Below are 14,552 nucleotides of genomic sequence, written 5' to 3'. Positions count from 1 at the left end.
AACGTGATGGTGAGCCCGATGAATATCAAGACTCTTGAAGACCTCTTTATCCATGCCCTTTCAGATGTATACAGCGCTGAAAAGCAAATCACCCGCGCTTTGCCGAAAATGGCCCGGGCCGCTACCGATCCTCAGCTGATTGATGGCTTTAAGCTTCATCTGGAACAAACGCATGGGCAAATCGAGCGTATTGATAAACTGGTGGAAGTCACACCGAATATCAAGATTAAGCGTATGAAATGCATGGCAATGGAAGGATTAGTGGAAGAAGGCCAGGAAATTATCGACGAGGTTGAAAAAGGCCCGGTACGTGATGCCGGTCTTATTGCCGCGGCGCAAAAAGTTGAACATTATGAAATCGCCACCTACGGCACGTTAGCCACCCTGGCGGGGCTGCTGGGGTATACCGAGGCTAAAACCCTGCTGGCCGAAACGCTGCAGGAAGAAAAAGATACCGACATCAAATTATCCAAGCTGGCCAGTGTTAAAGTAAATACGGATGCCGGTAAAAAATAACCCATATCAGCATGTTAACAAGGTAAGTATTTTTATAATACATTTCACCCTGTATGGTCATAGCATTAATATGCTCATTTAAGGTTGAGTAAATATCATCAGCGCAAAAACCCGGTATTTATTGCCGGGTTTTTTGCATTTTAACCAACATAAAGAGCGTATTTTACGGCGCGATGCCTGGAATATTCAGGCCCGGTTGTCCCGATGAGTGGCGAAAAAAATTCTCCGGGACCCGATGCGCCGCACCGTAAGCGCAGTATGGGTTACGCCGGCAATAATTGCCCGCGCCTAAGGCCGTTATCGTGCCGGATAAGCCATTATTTTTTAGCTTCCGTATGCGGCGCCTGCGAACGCGCCAGGAATTGCCGGGTGGTTTCCGGCAGATGTTCCAGCAGCCAGGCGGCCATCGCTTTCTCCTGTTCCAGGATCTGCGTGAAAATACGTTGCCCTTCGGTATCGCCCACCGCCTGTGCCGCGGCGATAAGCGCGGTATAGGAGGCAATTTCAAAATTTTCGAAGGTATAGCCGCTAATGCCGCCTTTGATCACTTCATCGCTGGCAAACATGCCGCCCATCGCCTGGCCCATGGCCGCCACTTTGCCCGCCATATCCTTAAATGTCGAACTGGATGAATCATAACGTTTAATAACGCTTTCCACCAGACGCTGCTGCTCGATGGTTTCATCAATATGCTGTTTAATGCGGGCCTCCAGCGCCGGGTAGTGCTCAAGACGCCCCGCCATGCGTTTCAGCATGCTTTCGGCCTGTTCTTCCATGGCATGGGCATCACGCAGCCAGTCCAGATAATTGTCATGTAAATCGGCCATTTTTCACCTCTCAATCAATAACGGCATTGCGGAAATAAGAAAATTATCGGTTATCGAATAGCCTTTTCAGTTTAGCTTCCCTTATGAAACGCGCCAGTGACATGGCTATAAATTGAGCGAAGCGCGCAAACCCCGCGCACGTCTTGCCTTCGCTCCGCGGCATGCGCGCGCAAGGTCGCTAAGAAAGGACTCTGCACGGTTTTGGCGATCCCTGCCGCCCTGAAATAATCCTGAACGTGCGTGATCCGCCTGAAAAGGCGCCAGGCGCCCCGCCATGCCGCACGCGCGCCCGTATTTGGTGCAAGGCGCCGCCGCCGGCGCGGGAAAAGCCGGGCAAACGCCGCCGGGCCGCGACGCCGCAACTGGCACGGGGATTGCTTTGAACCATTCTGTCCCGCCGGCCATTGTTAATCCTCATAAATTCAGGAGTGAATTGCATGCAACGACGTAAATTACTGAAAGCCTTCGCCCTCTCCGCCACGGTTATCGGCATGGGGATCAGCTGGGGGGCGCTGGCTGCCGACACGATTAAAGTCGGCGTGATGCATTCCTTATCCGGCACCATGGCTATCTCGGAAACGCCGTTAAAAGACGTGGCGCTGATGACCATTGACGAAATCAATGCCCAGGGTGGAGTGCTGGGTAAAAAGCTGGAGCCGGTCGTGGTTGATCCGGCGTCGAACTGGCCCTTGTTCGCGGAAAAGGCCCGGCAGTTGCTGACCCAGGACAAGGTGGCGGTGGTGTTCGGCTGCTGGACCTCGGTCTCGCGCAAATCGGTGTTGCCGGTATTTGAGGAGCTGAACGGCTTGCTGTTTTACCCGGTGCAATATGAAGGCGAGGAAATGTCGCCCAACGTGTTTTATACCGGCGCGGCCCCCAACCAACAGGCTATCCCGGCGGTGGAATACCTGATGAGCGATGACGGCGGCGGCGCCAAGCGCTTCTTCCTGCTCGGCACCGATTATGTTTATCCGCGTACGACCAATAAAATTCTGCGGGCCTTCCTGCATTCTAAGGGCGTGGCGGATAAAGATATCGAGGAAGTCTATACCCCGTTCGGATATAGCGATTACCAGACCATCGTGGCCAATATCAAGAAATTCTCCGCCGGCGGTAAAACCGCGGTGATTTCCACCATCAACGGCGATTCCAACGTTCCTTTTTATAAAGAGCTGGCCAACCAGGGCATCAAGGCGACCGATGTGCCGGTAATAGCCTTTTCGGTGGGCGAGGAGGAACTGCGCGGCATCGACACCAAACCGCTGGTCGGCAACCTGGCGGCCTGGAACTATTTCCAGTCGGTGGATAATCCCACCAATAAGAAATTCGTCGCGCAATGGAAAGCCTACGCCAAGTCCCACCATCTGCCCAACGCCGATACCGTGGTCACCAACGACCCGATGGAAGCCACCTATGTCGGCATCCATATGTGGGCGCAGGCGGTGGAGAAGGCCAAGTCCACCGATGTGGATAAGGTGCGCGCGGCGATGGCCGGGCAAACCTTCGCCGCCCCGTCCGGCTTTACCCTGACCATGGATCAGACCAATCACCATCTGCATAAACCGGTGATGATTGGCGAGATCGAGTCCGACGGCCAGTTTAACGTGGTATGGCAAACCGAAGGGCCGGTGCGCGCGCAGCCCTGGAGTCCCTTTATCGCCGGCAACGATAAAAAACCCGATCATCCGGTCAAAAGCACCCAGTAAAAGGGCTTACGGATAGGGCGGGCCAGGTGTAAACACGGAAACCGGGGCCGGGCCGCGCTCTACTCTTCGCGCCCGCCCTACCCACTTCAAACGCCTGAGGCGGCAGAGGCGCCCTCTGTTTTTGACGCAGCACGGGACGAAAAATATGCGCTATCTATCATTATTATTGCGAAGGTTCGGCCTCGGCGTGGCCTTATGCCTATGTCTGCCGGCCTTGGCTCTGGCCGGCCCCGCCGCCGATTTTGCGGCGGCCAGCCGCGCCGATCAGGCGAAATTACTCCAGGCGTGGTCAAGCGCGCCGGATGCCGCCCGTCTGCCGCTGCTGCAGGCATTGCGCCAGGAGACCATGGTGATCGACGCCGCCGGCAAACCCTTTATCCAGCAGGGCACCACGCTGACGCCGATGGAAGGCGACGCCGCGCCCACCGGCGGCGTCAAGAAAGTCTGGCTGAATAACCGCCTGCGCAACCTTATCGCCACCGCCTTGTCCGTTCACCAGTTGGTCAGCGACGATGCCCGCATACGGCTACAGGCCGCCACTGCGCTCCAGCGCGAAGCGCAGGCCGACCAGTTGCCGCTGCTGCAGGCCCGTTTACCGCTGGAAAAAGACCCGCGGGTGCATGACGCGCTGCAGATTGCCCTGGCCAATCTGCAACTGGCCGATCCCCGGCCCGAGGTGCGGCTGCAGGCGGTCACGCTGCTCGGCGAATCGGGCGATCCCGATGTCCAGGTACGTCTGCAGGCGCTGACGCAGGAGAGCGCCGAACCCGAGGCCCAAGTACGCGCGGCGGCGCTGAAAAGCCTCAAGCAGGTTCAGCGCCGGCTGATGATAGGCGACCTGCTCGGACAGGCGTTTACCGGCTTGTCCCTGGGCTCGATACTGCTGCTGGCGGCGCTGGGCCTGGCCATTACCTACGGCCTGCTGGGGGTGATTAACATGGCGCACGGCGAGATGCTGATGCTGGGCGCCTACGCCACTTATCTGGTGCAGCAGCTTATGGAGCACTACGCGCCGGGACTGCTGCCGCTCTACCCGCTGGCGGCCCTGCCGGCGGCCTTCGCCGTTACCGGCGTTATCGGCATGCTGCTTGAACGCACCGTAATCCGTCATTTATACGGTCGCCCGCTGGAAACGCTGCTGGCGACCTGGGGCATCAGCCTGGTGCTGATCCAGGGGGTGCGCATGCTGTTCGGCGCGCAAAACGTCAGCGTCGCCAACCCCGGCTGGCTCTCCGGCGGCATCCAGCTGCTGCCTAACCTGGTGCTGCCCTACAACCGCCTGGCGGTCATCTTGTTCGTGCTGTGCGTGCTGGCGCTGTGCTGGCTGCTGCTGAACACAACCCGGCTGGGCATGCATATCCGCGCGGTAACCCAGAACCGGGCCATGGCCGCCTGCTGCGGCGTGCCCACCGGCCGGGTGGATATGCTGGCCTTCGGCCTGGGTTCCGGCATTGCCGGCCTGGGCGGCGTGGCGTTGTCCCAGCTTGGCAACGTCGGCCCCGAGCTGGGCCAGGGATATATTATCGATTCGTTCCTGGTGGTGGTGCTGGGCGGGGTCGGCCAGTTGGCGGGCACCGTGGCGGCGGCGTTCGGGCTGGGCATCGTCAACAAAATCCTCGAACCCGAAATCGGCGCCGTGCTGGGCAAGATCCTGATCCTGGCGCTTATCGTGCTGTTTATCCAAAAACGTCCCCAGGGACTGTTCGCCGTCAAAGGCAGGGTCATTGACTGATGAGCCAACCCTTAACCCTCACCGGCCTGCAAAAGGCGCCCCGCACCGCCATGATCCTGGGCGCGCTGGTTTTTATCGCGCTGGTTATCCTGCCGCTGCTGGCCCTGCTGCCCGCGGCGCATCCGCTGAATATCTCCACCTATACCCTGACCCTGGTGGGCAAAATCCTGTGCTACGCCGTGGTGGCCATCGCGCTGGATCTGGTCTGGGGTTATGCCGGGCTGCTGTCCCTCGGGCATGGGCTGTTTTTTGCCCTCGGCGGTTACGCCATGGGCATGTACCTGATGCGCCAGGCCGCGGGAGACGGCCTGCCGGCGTTTATGTCCTTTTTATCGTGGAGCGAGCTGCCCTGGTTCTGGGCCGGCACCCAGCACTTTGCCTGGGCGCTATGCCTGATTATGCTGGCCCCCGGCCTGCTGGCGTTGGTGTTCGGCTACTTTTCCTTTCGCTCCAAAATCAAAGGGGTCTATTTTTCCATTATGACCCAGGCGCTGACCTATGCCGCGATGCTGCTGTTTTTTCGCAACGAAACCGGCTTCGGCGGCAATAACGGTTTTACCGGTTTTACCACCTTATTGGGATTCCAGGTAACCGCCACCACCACCCGGGTGGGCCTGTTCCTGGTCACCGTGCTGCTACTGGCGGCGAGCCTGCTGCTGGGATTCGCCCTGGCGCGCAGTAAATTCGGCCGGGTGCTGACGGCGGTGCGCGATGCGGAAAACCGGCTGATATTCTGCGGCTACGACCCGAAGGGGTTCAAGCTGTTCGTCTGGACGCTGTCGGCGGTGCTGTGCGGCCTGGCGGGCGCCCTGTACGTGCCGCAGGTGGGTATCATCAACCCGGGTGAAATGTCGCCAACCAACTCCATCGAGGCGGCCATATGGGTGGCGCTGGGCGGCCGCGGCACGCTGGTGGGGCCGCTGCTCGGCGCCGGCATCGTCAACGGCGCCAAGAGCTGGTTTACCATGGCCATGCCGGAGTACTGGCAATTGTTCCTGGGGCTGATGTTTATCCTGGTGACGCTGCTGTTGCCGCAGGGCGTTATCGGCCTGCTGCGCAAAAGGCGGCCCGAATGAACGCGCCGGACGACCTGCTGACGCAGGCCTATCCCGCCGATATCCATCGCCTGCGGCGCGATCCGGTGTTGACGCTGGACAATATCAACGTCAGCTTCGACGGTTTCCGCGCCCTTACCGACCTGTCGCTGCAGATAGGCGTGGGCGAATTGCGCTGCATTATCGGCCCCAACGGCGCGGGAAAAACCACCCTGATGGATGTGATTACCGGTAAAACCCGTCCGCAGAGCGGCAGCGCCATTTACGATCAGCATATCGACCTGGCGCGGCTTAGCCCGGTGCAAATCGCCCAGGCCGGCATCGGCCGTAAATTCCAGAAGCCGACGGTATTCGAGGCGCTGACGGTATTTGAAAACCTGGAGCTGGCGCTGAAAACCGATAAATCGGTTTGGGCCTGCCTGCGCCATAAGCTGAGCGATGAACAGCGCGATCGCATCGACGCCATGCTCGCCACGCTGCGTCTCGCACCGCTGCGCCGGCGCCCGGCGGGCCTGCTGTCCCACGGCCAAAAACAGTTTCTTGAAATCGGCATGCTCTTGGTGCAAGACCCGCACCTGCTGCTGCTTGACGAGCCGGCCGCCGGCATGACCGATGCTGAAACCGCCTATACCGCCGAGCTGTTCCGCTCGCTTGCCGGTAAACATTCGCTCATGGTGGTGGAGCATGATATGGGTTTTGTGGAAACCATCGCCGATCATGTCACCGTGCTGCACCAGGGGCAGGTGCTGGCCGAGGGGTCGCTGCGCGAAGTGCAGGCCAACGAGCAGGTGATTGAAGTCTACCTGGGGCGGTGAGCTGATGAGCGTGATGATGCGCGGGAGGATATCGCGCATCGGCGCCGGTTATCAGGCCAGGGTTACTCATACGCAGGGGAACATAATGCTACAGGTGGAAGAGTTAAATCAGTTTTACGGCGGCAGCCATATCCTGCGCGGCCTGTCGTTCGAGGCGCAAATCGGTCAGGTAACCTGCCTGCTCGGGCGCAACGGCGTCGGCAAGACGACCCTGCTCAAATGCCTGATGGGCCTGCTGCCGGCCAAAACCGGCCGCATTCGCTGGCAGGGAGAGCTTATCAACCAGCGCCGCCCCCACCAGCGTGTGCAGGCCGGTATTGCCTATGTGCCGCAGGGACGGGAAATATTTCCGCGCATGACGGTGGAGGAAAATATCCTGCTCGGCCTGTCGCGTTTTTCCGGCGCGCGCGCCAAAGCGCCGCCGGCCTCGGTCTACGAGCTGTTCCCGGTGCTGGCGCAGATGAAAAACCGGCGCGGCGGCGATTTGTCCGGCGGCCAGCAGCAGCAGTTGGCGATTGCGCGCGCGCTGGCCTGCCAGCCGCAGTTGCTGATCCTCGACGAACCTACCGAAGGCATCCAGCCGTCGGTGATCAAGGAGATCGGCGTGGTGATCAAAACCCTTGCGGCGCGCGGCGATATGGCGATCCTGCTGGTGGAGCAGTTTTATGATTTCGCCGCCGCCCTGGCGGACAGCTACCTGGTGATGTCGCGTGGGCAGATCGTGCAGCGTGGCCTGGGCGCGGATATGGAAACCGACGGGGTGCGCGGTCTGGTGACTATCTGAGGCTAAACCTGCCGATATCCTTTGCCTGGCGGTAAAAATGTTCCACACTGTGGTTTTCCCCGATACCCGGAATGCCCTATGCAGCGATTAACCATTTCCCTCGACGACCGGCTGGCGGCCGAGCTGGACGAACTGATGCGGCTGCGCGGCTACAGCAGCCGCTCGGAGGCGTTCCGCGATATGCTGCGGCGCGACCTGGGCCAGCAGGCGGCCACCGCCAACCCCGGGGCGGCCTTTATCGCGGTGCTCAGTTACGTTTACGATCACCATGAGCGGCAACTGGCCACCCGCCTGACCGAACTGCAGCACGATCATCACGAACTGACCGTATCCACCATGCATGCCCATCTCAGCCACGACGAGTGCGTGGAGACCGCCATCCTGCGCGGGCCGCTGGGGATATTAACCGATTTTGCCCAATCGGTGATCGCCCAGACCGGGGTGCGCCACGGCAGCATTAACCTGATCCCGCTGGACGCCGCCACCACGCAAAACGCCGCAATGATCCCGGCCGATGCCGTGACAACCGCCGATCACCGTCATGCAAGCGGCCATGATCGTGATAAAGATCACCGGCATCCCCATAAACACGTTTAGGACAGCCGTCCGGTTTAGGGTAGGGAACCGTGGCGGGCGCTTAGCGGCCGGCGGGAAAGTTGACGGTTAATTGTGCTCGATCAATGAACCCGGTATGATTTTTTATGGAAAAGTATGAACGGCGGAGGCATACTGATTTCCACGAAAGTTTTGCCCCCCGGCCGCCCTGTTCGCTATGCGCGCGGCCTGAACACAGGGTTATCCGATGCATATTCCCGATGGTTATCTCAGCCCGTCCACCTGCGCCGTTGCCTTCCTGATCGCCGCCCCTTTCTGGTGGGTGGCGCAAAAACGCGTGCAACGCCTGCTGCATACCCGCCTGGTGCCATTGCTGGCGGTGGTATCGGCGTTTTGTTTTGTCATCATGATGTTTAACCTGCCGCTGCCGGGCGGCACCACCGGGCACGCGGTGGGCATGGCGGTGGCGGCCATCGTGCTGGGTCCGTGGGCGGCGGTACTGGCCGTCTCGATGGCGTTGTTTATCCAGGCGGTATTTTTCGGCGACGGCGGCATTACCGCGCTCGGCGCCAATTGCCTGAATATGGCCATCGTCGGTCCGCTGGCGGCCTACGGCCTTTACCGCCTGATTGCCGCCGGGTCGGCCATTACCGCCCGGCGGCGGGTGGTGGCGGCCACGGTGGCCGGCTACTGCGCCATTAATATCGCCGCGCTGCTGGCGGCGGTGGAGTTCGGCATCCAGCCCCTGCTGTTTACCGACGCCGCCGGAGCGCCGCTGTATGCGCCCTATCCGCTGTCGGTGGCGGTGCCGGCCATGCTGCTGGGTCACCTGACCTTTGCCGGTCTGGCGGAGGCCGTGGTGACCGGCGGTATTGTCGCTTATCTGCAAAAAGCCAACCCCGACCTGCTGCGCGCCACCGCCGGCGGCGCGTGCGTGCCCGCGCGCCTTTCCGGCTGGCGGCCGGTGCGCGCGCTGTGGCTGGGCATGGCGGTGGTGATGATCATCAGCCCGCTCGGCCTGCTGGCCGCCGGCACCGCCTGGGGGGAATGGGGCGCCGCCGACTTCCAGGATGCCGGCGCCAGGGCCGAAATCACCCGCGCCTCGGGCAATATCGCCCCGCCGCAGGGCGCGCCGGCCGGCATGCAGCGCCTGGAGGCGCTCTGGTCAGCGCCGATGCCGGACTATGCCCCGGCATTTATGCAAAACGCCCGCGTCGGGTATGTGCTGTCGGCCATTATGGGCAGCGGGCTTATCCTGCTGGCGTTTTATCTGCTGGCGCGCCTGACGCGCGCCGCGGCCTGGCGGCCGTCCTCGGGTCACCGTTAAACGGTGCGCGAACCCTCCTTCAGCCACCGGCGCGCGCCGGGAAGCCGGCATTTTATCGCGCGCCTGCTGGCGGGCCTGCTGGCGGCCATGGCGCATGCCGATGACGCCCAGACAATGGCCGACCGGCCGGGCTGGCTGCAAAGGCTGGACCCGCGCGTGAAGCTGATGGGCCTTGGCGCGCTGATTATCACCGCCGTCGCCGTGCATTCGCTGCTGGCCCTGGCCGGCCTGCTGCTGGCGGCGACGATCATGGCGCGGCTTTCGGCGCTATCGCTGGCCAGGCTGCTGCGCCAGGTATGGCTCGGCGTTTTGCTGTTTACCGGCGTGCTGGCGCTGCCGGCGCTGTTTATGGTACCCGGCGCGCCGCTCTTCGCCCTGCCCTTCACGTCGCTTACCGTCACCGCGCAAGGGCTGCGCGTGGCCCTGCTGCTGATCGGCAGGGCCGAAACGTCGGCCACCCTGGCGCTGCTGCTGGTATTGACCACCCCCTGGCCCCGCCTGCTCAAGGCCTTGCGATCGCTGCGGGTGCCAAAAGTGGCGGTGATGATCCTCGGCATGACCCATCGCTATATTTTTGTGCTGCTCAGCGGCGCGGTCGCCCTGTTTGAAGCGCGCGCCAGCCGGATGGTCGGCCCCCTGCCCGCCGGCGAGCGCCGCCGGCTGGCGGTCAATGCGGCCGGCAGCCTGCTGGAGCGCTCGTTGTATCTCAGCCAGGAGGTTCATCTGGCCATGCTGTCGCGCGGCTTTCGCGGTGAAATCAGGCTAATGGACGATTTGTGTCTGCAAAAACAGGACTGGCGCGCGGTGCCGGTGTTTATGCTGCTGGCGCTGGCCGGATTTAGCTGCCAGTGGCTGCGGCTACCCTGAATGACGCCCCGGGAACAGGAGCAATACGCATGAACCAGGCCCCATCGTTAACCACGCCGCCGGTCTATGATTTACAGCAGGTCAGCTATGCCTACCAGTCGCTGCCCGCGCTACGGGAGATCACGCTTCAGGTCCGGGCGGGCCAGCGTATCGCCCTGCTCGGCGCCAACGGCTCGGGCAAGTCCACCCTGCTGCGCCTGCTGGACGGGCTTTATTTCCCCAACGCGGGCAGCGTGCGCGCGTTCGGCCGGGCGCTCGATGAACCCGCCCTGCGCGGGGACGAGGAGGCTTACGCCTTCAGGCGCCGGGTGGGACTGGTGTTCCAGAATTCCGATGTGCAATTGTTTAACCCGACGGTCTATGACGAGCTGGCCTTCGGCCCGTTGCAACTGGGGTGGGATAAACCGCGCATCGCCGGGCGTATCGACGCCATGCTGGAGCAATTCGGCATCACGCATCTGCGCCACCGTTCGCCCCATCGGTTGTCCGGCGGCGAAAAAAAACGCGTCGCCCTGGCGTCGGTATTGATTATCGAACCCGAGGTGTTATTGCTCGACGAACCCTGCAGCGGCCTGGACCCGGCAAGCCAGGGCAATATGGTGCAATTCCTGCGCGAGAGCCGCGGGCGTACGCTTATCACCGCCACCCACGATCTGGCCATTGTCCCGGACATCGCCGATCGGTGTTTTGTGCTGCGCGAAGGGCGTCTTGCGGCCCAGGGGCCGACCGCGGACATTTTAGCCGACCGGCAACTGCTGCGGGAATGTCATTTGCTCCGTCACCGGCAGGAGGATGATCACCTTCACCGGTTATAACCCGCATAATGCCGCATAAAATAACGATCAGACGTTATTTTGCGCTGTCGTGTTAAAAAATAACCTGTTATGCTGTATAAAACAACAGTAATAAGAGTTCAGTCAGTGTATAAGCGTCTGTCCGCCACCCGCAGGGAGTTCGACCCCGCCGAGGCCTATCAGTATCCCGAACATTTGCGTCAGTATATCGACGGCCTGCCCGCCGCGCCCGGCGTGTATGTCTTTCATAGCGACAGCGACGTGATGCCGCTGTATATCGGCAAAAGCGTCAATATCCGCAGCCGGGTCATGTCGCATCTGCGCACCGCCGAAGAAGCGCGCATGCTGCGGCAATCGCGGCGCATCAGCTACCACCTCACCGCCGGGGAAATCGGCGCCCTGCTGCTTGAGGCCCAGATGATCAAGGCGCTCCAGCCGCTGCACAATAAACGGCTGCGGCGCAGTCGCCAGCTGTGCTCGATTCACCTGGCGCGCGGCATGCCCGTCATCGTCTCGGCCAAGGAGATCGATTTTGCCCGCACGCCGGATTTGTACGGCCTGTTTTCCAGCCGCCGCGCCGCCCAGCAAACCCTGCTGGATATCGGCGACAGCGAATTATTATGTTACAGCCTGCTCGGCCTGGAAAAACTCAGCCACGGACGCGCCTGCTTCCGGTTCCATCTCGGGCGCTGCGCGGGCGCCTGCTGCGGTAAAGAAAGCCCGGAGGAACACCAGCTGCGCCTGATGGACGCGCTGCAGCAGATGCGCATCGTGGCATGGCCTTACGCCGGCGCCATCGGCCTGGTGGAACACAGCGGCGATCGGCGGCAAATCCACGTGGTCAACAATTGGTTCTATCTCGGTTCGGTGGCAAGCCTTGGCGAAGCGGCGGGCCTGAGCACCGTGGCGCAGGGGTTCGACCGCGACGGCTATAAAATTCTCAGCGGGCCGATATTAAGCGGCCGCCATGAGATTATCGAACTGGGCTAAGGGATAAACCAGGCCGTGTTCCAACGCCGGTGCAGCGCCTGGCAAGCCCAACCGGCGAACCCGCCGATGGCGGATGCGCCGCACAGATCCCTAAACATGCCGGGCGCCGGTTCCAGCCCGGAGGCATAGAACGTGACCATGCCGAGGAACCAGGCCAGCGTGTTATCGACGATACGGGTCGCGCGCAGGCTTACGATAAGGATGGCCACCCAAAATACCACCAGCGGCAACGCCAGCGGATCCAGAGCCGGCGACAACGCCGGCAGTATTATCTGGGTAACGGCCCCCAGCCCAATTCCCAGCCACAGGCAGATCATGGCGCACAGCCCGGCGCGCCAGGACGTCGGGCGCGTGAACCAGGTGATAAGGCCCGCGAACATCACCCAGACCTCCAGCGCAAGCGTCGCGCTGCCCCAGGCGGCCAGGGACGCGCTCGAGGCGGCGATGACGGTGTAAAGAATAAACTGCCCGGGGGTTTGACGTTGGACAGGTTGCGTGCGGCGGGTGTTCACGGCCGGTCTCCTTACGCGCGATGACTCTTGCTTTCAAGATAGGCGCTGGGGGAGAGGCGGTCGATGTCGTAAAATCTATAGTATCTTTGCCTGCGTCGCCGGGCCGGTATGGCGGCAGGCGAAAGCGGCTATCTCAGGCGGGCGCTTGTCTGCCTGCAACGGCAGACGGCCCTGAAAAGGGCCGTCTGGGATAAAGAGGGCGGGCGGCGCATCGGCAACACCGGATGAGGCCCCCGGGGCATGCGCCACGCTTAATACAGGCTATATTTAGCCGCCTGTGCGTGGATATTGCCTTGTTCTTTCAAAAATTTGTTAAGTTTACGTATAATTTTCATTGCTGATTCCTCACATTGATCCGACATTAATGTGATGTTCATCACACTTTTCGCAGTTTAGCAAAATGAGCCGCCGTGTCAATTTTTTGTGAAGCTTATCACGCTTTTTTTAACGTCTCCGCAACCATCAGCGCCGGCGGCGCGATACGCTCCACCGGCGCCGAGAGAATGATCGACGTTTTGGTGGCGCCGAATTGGCTTACCCGCTCGATAAAGGCTTCCATCGCCGCCATATCCCCGACCGCGCCGCGGACAATCACACAGGCTTCGCCGGTTACCCGGTAGCATTGCAGGATTTCGGGGATCTGCGTCAGCATTTTCAGCGTATTTTGCCAGTGGTTATGGTTAAGGCGCAGCTCGACGATAAAGGTGATCGGCAAGCCGAGTTTTTCCAGGTTGACGTGGGCGTGGTAGCCGGTAATGACTTTTTTGGTCTCGAGCTTCGCCACCCGCTCCGCCACCGCCGGCGGCGAGAGATTAACCCGGCGCGCCAGCTCGGCATAGGTTAGCCTGCCGTTTTCCACCAGCGCCTGCAGTATCAGTTCATCATATTTATCCATAGCTTTCCCCGTTGCGCCCGCTGTTGAATCGAAGGTGTTATACGGCTATTTTCGTTGTTTAACTGGAGGATTACGACAAAAAGAATATATTAACAGCCATAAAAAAAGGTTTACTAATCATCCGAACGTTTAGGCTTAAAAGGCAGCTACATGCAATTACGCGATTCAAACGGACTGAAGCTGGTCCTGGCGCTGTTTACACTCTACATCATATGGGGTTCGACCTATTTTGTTATCCGCGTCGGGGTGGACAGCTGGCCGCCGCTGTTGATGGCCGGCGTACGGTTTTTAACGGCCGGCATTATCCTGTTCGCCGTGCTGCGCCTGAAAGGCGAGTCCCTGCCCTCGCCGCGCCAGGCGCTGAACGCGGGCATGATCGGCATCCTGCTGCTGGCGATTGGCAATGGCCTGGTGACGGTGGCCGAACATAGGCAGGTGCCGTCCGGCATTACCGCGGTGATTGTCGCCACGGTACCGCTGTTCGCCGCCTGTTTCGGCAGTATCTGGGGACTGCGCGCCACGCGCCTGGAGTGGTTCGGCATTGTTCTCGGCCTGGCCGGCATTATTTTACTCAATACCGGCGGTAACCTGACCGGCAACCCGCTCGGCGCCCTGCTGGTGATCGTGGCCTCCGTCAGTTGGGCGTTCGGCTCCATCTGGAGCTCAAGGCTTGATCTGCCCAAGGGCATGATGGTCGGGGCGGTGGAAATGATCGTGGCGGGTGCGGTGCTGCTTGTCGCCAGCCTGCTTACCGGCGAGCGCCTGACGCGGATGCCGGATACCGCGGGGCTGCTGGCCATCGGCTATCTGATCGTGTTTGGCTCGATTATCGCCATCAACGCCTATATGTTCCTGCTCTCCCACGCCCGTCCGGCACTGGCCACCAGCTATGCCTATGTCAATCCGGTGGTGGCGGTGCTGCTCGGCATGGGGTTTGCCGGCGAGCGCCTTAATCCCATCGAGTGGCTGGCATTGGGCATCATTATCCTGGCGGTGGTGATCGTCATGGTCGGCAAAACCTTCAGCGGTTCCGGCAAGGCCGGCGCGGCCGGCGCCGTTAAATCGCCCGCCGGGGCGGCCCGCTCCTCCGATGGATAAAGACGGACGGTTTTATCCCATGACGATGTCTTACGCCAAAGCCGGCGAAAATAGGGAAAGCATGCCCAAGCGCCATAAA

Annotated in this window: 14 protein-coding genes and 1 pseudogene; 12 read left to right on the top strand and 3 right to left on the bottom strand. The window is 60.9% G+C overall.

Annotated elements, in window-relative coordinates; translation table 11 throughout:
- Nucleotides 1-18 precede the first annotated feature (18 nt).
- Complete coding sequence (locus ACL2XM_RS00335) at nt 19-516, top strand: ferritin-like domain-containing protein (protein ID WP_410013805.1); 498 nt, start codon at nt 19-21, stop codon at nt 514-516.
- A 317-nt stretch (nt 517-833) separates the two neighbouring features.
- Here ACL2XM_RS00335 and ACL2XM_RS00330 read toward each other — a convergent pair whose 3' ends face one another.
- Nucleotides 834-1,343 carry a ferritin-like domain-containing protein gene (locus tag ACL2XM_RS00330; protein ID WP_410013804.1) on the bottom strand — a complete coding sequence of 170 codons (510 nt, stop codon included), beginning with the start codon at nt 1,341-1,343 and terminating at the stop codon, nt 834-836.
- Nucleotides 1,344-1,780: 437 nt separating this feature from the next.
- On the opposite strand from ACL2XM_RS00330, the gene urtA reads away from it, so the two are divergent.
- From urtA to cho, 10 genes and pseudogenes are all read left to right on the top strand, one after another.
- The gene (urtA, locus tag ACL2XM_RS00325; protein ID WP_413721289.1) at nt 1,781-3,049 is read left to right on the top strand and encodes an urea ABC transporter substrate-binding protein; all 1,269 of its coding nucleotides are present in this window, start codon (nt 1,781-1,783) and stop codon (nt 3,047-3,049) included.
- Between the two features lie 145 nt (nt 3,050-3,194).
- Nucleotides 3,195-4,781 (top strand): urea ABC transporter permease subunit UrtB, encoded by a 1,587-nt coding sequence (gene urtB / locus ACL2XM_RS00320; protein WP_413732069.1) that lies wholly within the window; start codon nt 3,195-3,197, stop codon nt 4,779-4,781.
- Entirely contained in the window at nt 4,781-5,857 is a 1,077-nt protein-coding gene (gene urtC, locus ACL2XM_RS00315) for an urea ABC transporter permease subunit UrtC (protein ID WP_410013801.1), read from the top strand. The genes urtB and urtC overlap by 1 nt, the downstream gene beginning before the upstream one ends.
- Nucleotides 5,854-6,651, top strand: coding sequence for an urea ABC transporter ATP-binding protein UrtD (gene urtD / locus ACL2XM_RS00310; RefSeq protein WP_410013800.1), 798 nt, complete (start codon nt 5,854-5,856; stop codon nt 6,649-6,651). The genes urtC and urtD overlap by 4 nt, the downstream gene beginning before the upstream one ends.
- 85 nt (nt 6,652-6,736) lie before the next feature.
- Nucleotides 6,737-7,435: an urea ABC transporter ATP-binding subunit UrtE gene (gene urtE / locus ACL2XM_RS00305; protein ID WP_410016740.1), complete on the top strand. Its 699-nt coding sequence runs from the start codon at nt 6,737-6,739 to the stop codon at nt 7,433-7,435.
- Between the two features lie 78 nt (nt 7,436-7,513).
- A pseudogene (nikR, locus tag ACL2XM_RS00300) lies at nt 7,514-7,918 on the top strand (nickel-responsive transcriptional regulator NikR); the annotation flags it as partial.
- A 319-nt stretch (nt 7,919-8,237) separates the two neighbouring features.
- On the top strand, nt 8,238-9,317 hold the full coding sequence (cbiM, locus tag ACL2XM_RS00295; RefSeq protein WP_413721291.1) for a cobalt transporter CbiM: 1,080 nt from the start codon (nt 8,238-8,240) through the stop codon (nt 9,315-9,317).
- Nucleotides 9,318-9,320: 3 nt separating this feature from the next.
- Nucleotides 9,321-10,184 (top strand): cobalt ECF transporter T component CbiQ, encoded by an 864-nt coding sequence (gene cbiQ, locus ACL2XM_RS00290; RefSeq protein WP_413721292.1) that lies wholly within the window; start codon nt 9,321-9,323, stop codon nt 10,182-10,184.
- Between the two features lie 29 nt (nt 10,185-10,213).
- Nucleotides 10,214-10,999, top strand: coding sequence for an energy-coupling factor ABC transporter ATP-binding protein (locus ACL2XM_RS00285; protein WP_413721293.1), 786 nt, complete (start codon nt 10,214-10,216; stop codon nt 10,997-10,999).
- 105 nt (nt 11,000-11,104) lie between these two features.
- A complete protein-coding gene (cho, locus tag ACL2XM_RS00280) occupies nt 11,105-11,968 on the top strand; it encodes an excinuclease Cho (RefSeq protein WP_410013796.1) in 864 nt (287 codons plus the stop codon).
- On the opposite strand, the gene ACL2XM_RS00275 is transcribed toward cho, so the two are convergent.
- Nucleotides 11,965-12,480 (bottom strand): DUF1097 domain-containing protein, encoded by a 516-nt coding sequence (locus tag ACL2XM_RS00275; protein WP_410013795.1) that lies wholly within the window; start codon nt 12,478-12,480, stop codon nt 11,965-11,967. The genes cho and ACL2XM_RS00275 overlap by 4 nt on opposite strands.
- 433 nt (nt 12,481-12,913) lie before the next feature.
- Entirely contained in the window at nt 12,914-13,375 is a 462-nt protein-coding gene (locus tag ACL2XM_RS00270) for an Lrp/AsnC family transcriptional regulator (RefSeq protein WP_413732067.1), read from the bottom strand.
- A gap of 150 nt (nt 13,376-13,525) precedes the next feature.
- On the opposite strand from ACL2XM_RS00270, the gene yedA reads away from it, so the two are divergent.
- A complete protein-coding gene (gene yedA / locus ACL2XM_RS00265; RefSeq protein ID WP_410013793.1) occupies nt 13,526-14,473 on the top strand; it encodes a drug/metabolite exporter YedA in 948 nt (315 codons plus the stop codon).
- The last annotated feature ends 79 nt before the right edge of the window (nt 14,474-14,552 follow it).

The organism is Sodalis sp. RH20, assembly GCF_047324205.1.
Taxonomy (GTDB): Bacteria; Pseudomonadota; Gammaproteobacteria; order Enterobacterales; family Enterobacteriaceae; genus Acerihabitans.
Note: the sequence above shows the minus strand (reverse complement) of the source record. Positions and strands in the feature narration are given on the sequence as shown.

Bases quoted from the DNA above. Each gene is read 5' to 3' on its own strand.
- ACL2XM_RS00335 (WP_410013805.1), top strand. From the start codon at position 19: ATGAATATCAAGACTCTTGAAGACCTCTTTATCCATGCCCTTTCAGAT.
- ACL2XM_RS00330 (WP_410013804.1), bottom strand. From the start codon at position 1,343: ATGGCCGATTTACATGACAATTATCTGGACTGGCTGCGTGATGCCCAT.
- urtA (WP_413721289.1), top strand. From the start codon at position 1,781: ATGCAACGACGTAAATTACTGAAAGCCTTCGCCCTCTCCGCCACGGTT.
- urtB (WP_413732069.1), top strand. From the start codon at position 3,195: ATGCGCTATCTATCATTATTATTGCGAAGGTTCGGCCTCGGCGTGGCC.
- urtC (WP_410013801.1), top strand. From the start codon at position 4,781: ATGAGCCAACCCTTAACCCTCACCGGCCTGCAAAAGGCGCCCCGCACC.
- urtD (WP_410013800.1), top strand. From the start codon at position 5,854: ATGAACGCGCCGGACGACCTGCTGACGCAGGCCTATCCCGCCGATATC.
- urtE (WP_410016740.1), top strand. From the start codon at position 6,737: ATGCTACAGGTGGAAGAGTTAAATCAGTTTTACGGCGGCAGCCATATC.
- cbiM (WP_413721291.1), top strand. From the start codon at position 8,238: ATGCATATTCCCGATGGTTATCTCAGCCCGTCCACCTGCGCCGTTGCC.
- ACL2XM_RS00285 (WP_413721293.1), top strand. From the start codon at position 10,214: ATGAACCAGGCCCCATCGTTAACCACGCCGCCGGTCTATGATTTACAG.
- ACL2XM_RS00270 (WP_413732067.1), bottom strand. From the start codon at position 13,375: ATGGATAAATATGATGAACTGATACTGCAGGCGCTGGTGGAAAACGGC.
- yedA (WP_410013793.1), top strand. From the start codon at position 13,526: ATGCAATTACGCGATTCAAACGGACTGAAGCTGGTCCTGGCGCTGTTT.